This window comes from Mesorhizobium sp. M7A.F.Ca.CA.001.10.2.1, from assembly GCF_003998575.1.
Classification (GTDB): domain Bacteria; phylum Pseudomonadota; class Alphaproteobacteria; order Rhizobiales; family Rhizobiaceae; genus Mesorhizobium.
The window spans coordinates 1-6,115 of sequence record NZ_RZQY01000349.1; the positions used below are offsets into that span (position 1 = coordinate 1).

Annotated in this window: 6 protein-coding genes; all 6 read left to right on the top strand. The window is 64.4% G+C overall.

Translation table 11 applies throughout. The features are described 5' to 3' along the window. The coding region (locus EN964_RS21180; protein ID WP_206528739.1) for a 23S rRNA (pseudouridine(1915)-N(3))-methyltransferase RlmH at positions 1-140 on the top strand (140 nt) is incomplete at its 5' end. A 124-nt stretch (positions 141-264) separates the two neighbouring features. Beyond that, positions 265-1,602: a murein hydrolase activator EnvC gene (locus tag EN964_RS21185; RefSeq protein WP_127267093.1), complete on the top strand. Its 1,338-nt coding sequence runs from the start codon at positions 265-267 to the stop codon at positions 1,600-1,602. Beyond that, the gene (locus EN964_RS21190; protein WP_024502881.1) at positions 1,603-2,934 is read left to right on the top strand and encodes a S41 family peptidase; all 1,332 of its coding nucleotides are present in this window, start codon (positions 1,603-1,605) and stop codon (positions 2,932-2,934) included. 212 nt (positions 2,935-3,146) lie between these two features. Beyond that, on the top strand, positions 3,147-4,325 hold the full coding sequence (locus tag EN964_RS21195; protein WP_127267092.1) for a divergent polysaccharide deacetylase family protein: 1,179 nt from the start codon (positions 3,147-3,149) through the stop codon (positions 4,323-4,325). A 30-nt stretch (positions 4,326-4,355) separates the two neighbouring features. Next, positions 4,356-4,877, top strand: coding sequence for an RNA pyrophosphohydrolase (locus tag EN964_RS21200; protein ID WP_127267091.1), 522 nt, complete (start codon positions 4,356-4,358; stop codon positions 4,875-4,877). Positions 4,878-4,954: 77 nt separating this feature from the next. Further along, the gene (gene alr, locus EN964_RS21205; RefSeq protein ID WP_127267090.1) at positions 4,955-6,094 is read left to right on the top strand and encodes an alanine racemase; all 1,140 of its coding nucleotides are present in this window, start codon (positions 4,955-4,957) and stop codon (positions 6,092-6,094) included. Positions 6,095-6,115 lie beyond the last annotated feature (21 nt).

The window sequence follows — 6,115 nt, forward strand, 5'->3', positions numbered from 1 at the left end:
AGTCGCTGCGCGACCAGGCCGAACTGGTGATGTCGTTCGGATTGTTGACATGGCCGCATCAGCTGGTGCGCGTGATGCTGGGAGAGCAGCTTTATCGGGCGGCCACCATCCTTTCGGGACATCCTTATCATCGCTCGTAAACCGGTGAATTGGTGCAGTACACCCGGATTTCCGCCCCAATGCCGAGGCAAGATTGCATCGAGTGGGCGGTTTCGAACATGGTTGATTGTTCGTTAACGAAGCCACGCATAGAGTCGGGCTTCAATGTCTGAAGACAGAAAATCAAGAACGGGCTCCTGGCGCGCGCGCTGCGGCATCGCGGTGGCGGTGCTTGTGCTGTCGCTGCATGCGGGGCGGGCGGAAAACACGCTCGACATGGCTCCCGATCCGGATCAGAGCCGGGCCGAATATGAACGGGTCTCGAAGGAGATCACGCTGTCGTCGGAACGATTGGCCAAACTCTCCGCCGATATCGCGACGATCAAGAAGGATCACGCCTCGATCACCGCCGCATTGATCCAGTCGGCGATGACCGAGCAGAAGCTCGGCCAGGACATCGAGGACATCGGCGCCCGGCTGGAAGGACTGAAGGGCCAGGAACAGAAGATCCGCGCCTCGCTGATGGCGCGGCGCGACGTTCTGGCCGAAGTGCTGGGCGCGCTGCAGCGCATGGGCCTCAACCCGCCGCCGGCGATCCTGGTCAAGCCCGAGGACGCGCTGTCGTCGGTGCGCAGCGCCATCCTGCTCGGCGCGGTGGTGCCGGAACTGCGCCAGCAGACCGATAGCCTGCTTGCCGATCTCAAGGAACAGACCAGGATCACGGCGTCGATCGAGGCCGAACGGGCGCGGCTGACGGCGGCGGTCGGCGACCAGACGGCGGAAAAGAAGCGGCTCGGCATGCTGCTGGAGGCCAAGCAGAAGCTCGAAGCCGACACGCAGACGCAAATGGCCGCCGAAAAGCAGCGATCCGAAGCGCTGGCGGCCAAGGCCGGCAGCCTGAAGGAGTTGATCGCGTCGCTCGAAGCGCAGGCCGACAAGAGCCGCAAGGCTGCCGATGCTGCCAAGGCCGCCGAGCAGAAGACGGCAAGCGGCGACAACACATCGGCGCCGGCGGAACTGGCGTCGCTGCCCGTTCCGGAAAGCAACCAACTTGCCGCCGCGGTGCCCTTTTCGGCCCTTCAGGGACAGATCGCGCTGCCGGTGACCGGCCGTATCAAGCGGCGATTCGGCGCCGATGACGGTAACGGCGCGGTGATGCTTGGCGACATGGTTGCGACACAATCGGGAGCCATCGTTACCGCGCCGGCGGATGGAAATGTGCTTTATGCGGGGCCGTTTCGCTCTTATGGTCAACTCTTGATCCTGAACGCAGGCGACGGCTATCATGTCGTTTTGGCGGGGATGAGCAGAATCAGCGTCGCGACCGGTCAATCAGTGCTTGCAGGAGAGCCGATCGGTGCGATGGGAGAGGCCCGGGTGGCGAGCACCTCGGTTTCGAAGAATGGAAATGCCACGCCGGAACTCTATGTCGAGTTCCGCAAGGATGGAAAACCCGTCGATCCGGCCCCATGGTGGGCGGACCGTTTTTCTGGAAGGACGTGAATAATGCGGAAACTGTCGCTTCTGTTTGCCGGTGCGCTGATGGGCGCGTCCGCCATGAGCCTGGTCTATGGCGCGCCCGGCTCGGCGGCGAACGCTGCAGGGTCGGAGACCTACAAGCAACTGGCGATCTTCGGCGATATCTTCGAGCGGGTGCGGGCACAGTATGTGACACCGCCCGACGACAAGTCGCTGGTCGAGAATGCCATCAACGGCATGCTGGCCTCGCTTGACCCGCACTCCTCCTACATGAATGCCGAGCAGGCGCAGGATATGCGCGTCCAGACCAAGGGCGAGTTCGGCGGCCTCGGCATCGAGGTCACCATGGAGAACGATCTGGTCAAGGTGATCACGCCGATCGACGACACGCCGGCCGCCAAGGCAGGCGTGCTGGCCGGCGACTACATCGCCAAGATCGACGGCGAAGAGGTTCGCGGCCTGACCCTCAACGATGCGGTCGACAAGATGCGCGGCCTGGTCAACACGCCGATCAAGCTGACCATCCTGCGCCAGGGCGCCGACAAGCCGATCGAACTGACGGTCGTGCGCGACATCATCAAGGTCAAGGCGGTCAAGTTCCGGGTGGAGAACGACATCGGCTACATGAAGATCACCTCCTTCACCGAAAAGACCTATGACGACCTCGAGAACGCCATCGACACCATCAAGAAGCAGATTCCCGACGACAAGCTGAAGGGCTACGTTCTGGATCTCCGCCTCAATCCAGGTGGCCTGCTCGACCAGGCGGTGAGCGTGTCCGATGCCTTCCTCAACCGCGGCGAGATCGTCTCGACGCGCGGCCGCGACCCCAAGGACGTCACCCGCTTCGACGCCAAGCCCAAGCAGGTCGACGACATCAACGGCAAGCCGATGATCGTCCTGGTCAATGGCGGTTCGGCCAGTGCGTCGGAAATCGTCGCCGGCGCGCTGCAGGACCTGCGCCGTGTCACGGTGGTCGGCACGCAGTCCTTCGGCAAGGGTTCGGTGCAGACCATCATTCCGCTCGGCGAGAATGGTGCGCTGCGGCTGACGACGGCGCTCTATTACACGCCGTCCGGCAAGTCGATCCAGGGCAAGGGCATCACGCCGGACATCAAGGTCGAACAGCCACTGCCGCCGGAACTGCAGGGCAGGGATCTGACACGTGGCGAATCCGATCTCAAGGGCCATATCAAGGGCGCCGACGAGAGCACGACGGGTTCGGGCTCGGCGGCCTATGTGCCGCCGGATCCGAAAGACGATCTGCAGCTCATCTATGCCGAGCAGCTGCTGCGTGGCCAGAAGACCGATCCGTCCTTCCCGCCCAATCCGCAAAAGGCGGTTCTCAACCAGTAAGGATCTGGAGCGGCGCACGCGCCGCCCCATCTTTCTGTTTGAGCCAGATGGAAGCAATGCGATGCTGCCGGGACCGAAAGGTTCCGGCAGTTTGATTCGGGGAGCGAGGCAAAGCTCCCAAGACATGGCGCGGGGTGCGCCGGAATTGATGAATTCGCGCATGTCTTTTCGAAGCGGCTTCGTCTTCGGAGCCATGTGCCCGGGGATTAGGCTTGGCTGATATCGGCAAGGACATCGAACGCCCGCTCGGACAGGCAGTCCGGTCGCCGCGCGCCGCCGGCAAGATCAGCGGCGGTGCGATCATGGCGACAGTGGCCGTGCTGGCGGTGGCCGGCGTCTCCGGCGCGATCGCGCTCAGGGAAAAACCGTTTAGAAAGCCGCAAGAGGTTGCCGTTTCAACGCCGAAAGTGACCGCGGCGGCCGAGCCTGCCGCCGCGCCGCCTGCATTGGCCCCGGCGGCACCGAAGCCGGAGGCGCCGGTCAAATCAGGCGGGCCGCAGATTATCCATGTGCAGACGGAGGAGGGCGATGGGCCGCCCAAGGCAGCGATCGTCATTCGCGATCCGTCGACCATCGGTCAGAACCTGAAGATCGCGCATATTCCCGACAAGGCGCTGATCGAGACCAGCGAGACCGGACCGTTGCCGGTGCGCGCCACGGATGGCAGGCGGCCGTTCGACGTCTATGCGCGGCCCTGGTCGGGCGGGCGCGGCGCACGGGTGGCGATCGTCATCGGCGGGCTTTCGGTTTCGCAGACCGGCACCCAGGCGGCCATCGCCAAGCTGCCGGCGGAAGTGACGCTGGCTTTCGCGCCGCAAGGCAACAGCATCGGCCGGTGGATGCAGGCAGCCAGGCAGAGCGGCCACGAGATCGTCATGCAGGTGCCGCTCGAACCGTTCGATTATCCGAAGGTAAATCCGGGCCGCAACACGCTGACGGTGGCGGCGAGCGCGGATGAGAACCTGAAGAGCCTGCACTGGGCGCTGTCGCGGACGACCAATTATACCGGCGTCATGAACTATATGGGCGCCCGCTTTTCCGCCGATGCCGCGGCGATGGAGCCGTTCATCGCCGAGCTCGGCAAACGCGGCCTCGCCTATATCGATGACGGCTCGTCGGCGCGCAGCCTGGCGCCGGACCTGGCGCTGAAGGATGGCGTGCCCTTCGTCGCCGGCGACATGGCGATCGATGCCGTGCAGGATCGCGGCGAAATCCTGAAGAAGCTAGACAGCCTGGAGGCGACCGCGCGGGCCAAAGGCACTGCCGTCGGCATCGGTTCGGCCTTCGACTTGACGGTCGATACCGTGTCGTCCTGGGTGGTCGAGGCCAAGAAGCGCGGCATAGAGATCGTGCCGATTTCAGCGGTGGCTATAGATCCGCAAAAAGGCTAGCCATCGTAAGACGGCTGGAAAGACTGACTGATGCCAAAGACGAACAAGATCGACCGCGAAACGCTGCCTTACCGTCCATGTGTCGGGCTGATGATCCTCAATGCCGAGGGCCTTGTCTGGGTCGGGCACCGGATTGCCGAACCGGACAGCGAATTTGCCGGCACGACGCAGCTCTGGCAGATGCCGCAGGGCGGCATCGACGAGGGCGAGGAGCCATTGCAGGCGGCCGAGCGCGAGCTCTATGAGGAGACCGGCATGCGAGGCGTCTCGCTGCTGGCCGAGGCGCCGGACTGGATCAACTATGATTTGCCGGACCATCTCGTCGGCATCGCCTTCAAGGGCCGGTATCGCGGCCAGACGCAGAAATGGTTCGCCTTTCGCTTCCACGGCGATGTCAGCGAGATCCAGATCAACCCGCCGCCGGGTGGCCACACCGCAGAGTTCGACAAATGGGCATGGCGGCCTATGCAGGACCTTCCCGACCTGATCGTGCCGTTCAAGCGCCATGTCTATGAGGATGTGGTGACGGCATTCCGGCATCTGGTGCAATAGCCGCTATACAACAACCGCGGTTGCCGCGCCGGCCCGGCGGTCCTATTGATGTATCCACTAGCACGCGAAGGGTCGCCATGAACGACGCCCCCCAAAAGTCCCCCCCAGAAGAGGTCACCGCCACAAGCGAAGTGGCGGCTGGGGCCATCCTCACCATCGATCTCGGTGCAATCCGTGAAAACTACCGGCGGCTGAAGGCGCGGTTGGGCGATGTTGCCTGCGCTGGGGTGCTCAAGGCGGACGGCTACGGCGTGGGCGCCGGCCAGGTCGCGGCGGCGCTGCTGCGCGACGGCTGCGATATCTTCTTCGTTGCGCTTCTGGGCGAAGGCGTCGCCCTGCGCCACTCGCTTGGGCCGGGCCCTGCCATTTTCGTGTTGAACGGCATTCCGCCCGGTGCCGAGCCGGACGCCGTGGCAGCAAACCTTTGCGCTGTTATCAACAGCCCCGAGCAACTGGCGGCTTGGCGTGTGACGGCTCGCCGCGCCGGCCGAAAACTGCAGGCCGCGATCCAGGTCGACAGCGGCATGTCGCGGCTCGGCATGGCGCCTCGGGATGTGGATCGCATCGCCGCCGACCCGCAGGCCTTCGACGGCATCGACATCCGTTACGTGATGAGCCATCTGGCCTGCGCCGACGAGCCGGAGCATCCGGCCAATGAGAAGCAGCGGCTGGCGTTCGAGCGGCTGCGCAAGATGCTGCCGGAGGCGCCGGCATCGCTGACCAATTCCTCCGGCATCTTTCTTGGGGAGCGCTTTCACTACGATCTCGCCCGCCCCGGTGCCGCGCTCTACGGCATCAATCCGACGCCGGCAAAGTCCAATCCGATGCTGCCGGTGGTGCGGCTGCAGGCAAAGGTGGCACAGACGCGCAGCGTCGAAAAAGGCGCCGGCGTCGGCTATGGCCACACCTATCATGCGCAAGGCCCGCTCAGGCTGGCGACGATTTCGTTCGGCTACGCGGATGGCTGGCAACGCCGCGCCGCGTCCGCCGCCTGGTTCGAGGGCGTGCGGCTGCCTTTCCTCGGGCGGGTGTCGATGGATTCGATCATTCTCGACATTTCCGCCCTGCCGGTCGGCAGGCTGCGCGAGGGTGATCTCGTCGAACTGCTCGGTCCCTCGCAAAGCGTCGATGACGCCGCCGGCCATGCCGGCACCATCGGCTACGAGATCCTGACCAGCCTCGGCCCGCGCTTCCATCGGCGCTATGTCGGCGGTTGAGCGGTTTGGCCGCGCTTGACA

What these genes read in the sequence shown, in the direction of transcription:
- EN964_RS21185 (WP_127267093.1), top strand. Translation starts at nt 265, where the DNA reads ATGTCTGAAGACAGAAAATCAAGAACGGGCTCCTGGCGCGCGCGCTGC.
- EN964_RS21200 (WP_127267091.1), top strand. Translation starts at nt 4,356, where the DNA reads ATGCCAAAGACGAACAAGATCGACCGCGAAACGCTGCCTTACCGTCCA.
- alr (WP_127267090.1), top strand. Translation starts at nt 4,955, where the DNA reads ATGAACGACGCCCCCCAAAAGTCCCCCCCAGAAGAGGTCACCGCCACA.